This is a genomic window from Micromonospora sp. CPCC 205546 (assembly GCF_036902715.1).
GTDB lineage: Bacteria > Actinomycetota > Actinomycetes > Mycobacteriales > Micromonosporaceae > Micromonospora.
Map to the genome: position 1 here is coordinate 1 of NZ_JBAKHL010000180.1, position 701 is coordinate 701.

Below are 701 nucleotides of genomic sequence, written 5' to 3' on the forward strand. Positions count from 1 at the left end.
CGTCGCGGTCGGCGGGTCCGGGGACGCGGGCGAACATCGACGAGTTCACGGAGACCACGGCGCGGGCGATCGAGGTCGTCGGCGGCGCCGGGCGGGGTAAGGCGATCATCGTGTTGAATCCGGCGGATCCGCCGTTGTTGATGCGCGACACCGTCTACTGCCTCTGCCCCGATGCTGACGCCGATCGGGCGGCGATCGCCGCATCGGTGGCGCAGATGGTGGCGTCGGTCCAGGAGTACGTGCCCGGCTACCGGTTGAAGCAGGACGTGCAGTTCGACGTTGTCGACACCTATGTGCCGTCGTTGGGTCGGCACCTGAGCGGTTTGCAGGTGTCGGTGTTCCTGGAGGTTTCCGGTGCGGGGCATTATCTGCCGGCGTACGCGGGCAACCTGGACATCATGACCTCGGCGGCGTTGCGCACGGCGGAGCGGCTGGTGGCGTTGCGTCCCGAGGCTGTTGCGGGGGTGCGGTCGTGACTGATCTGTACATCCAGGACGTGACGTTGCGCGATGGTATGCACGCCGTGGCGCACCGGTACACCGTCGAGCAGGTCCGGACGATCGCCGCCGCGCTCGATGCGGCGGGGGTGGCGGCGATCGAGGTGGCGCACGGTGATGGTCTTGCGGGTTCGAGCGTGAACTACGGTCATGGTGCGGCCAGTGACGCGGATTGGATTTCGGCGGCGGCTGAGGTGATGACGT

2 pseudogenes are annotated in these 701 nt (G+C 67.6%); both read left to right on the forward strand.

The annotated features are described in order from the left end of the window. A pseudogene (locus V6U77_RS29935) lies at positions 1–476 on the forward strand (acetaldehyde dehydrogenase (acetylating)); the annotation flags it as partial. Beyond that, a pseudogene (locus tag V6U77_RS29940) lies at positions 473–701 on the forward strand (4-hydroxy-2-oxovalerate aldolase); the annotation flags it as partial. The pseudogenes V6U77_RS29935 and V6U77_RS29940, both read left to right, overlap by 4 nt.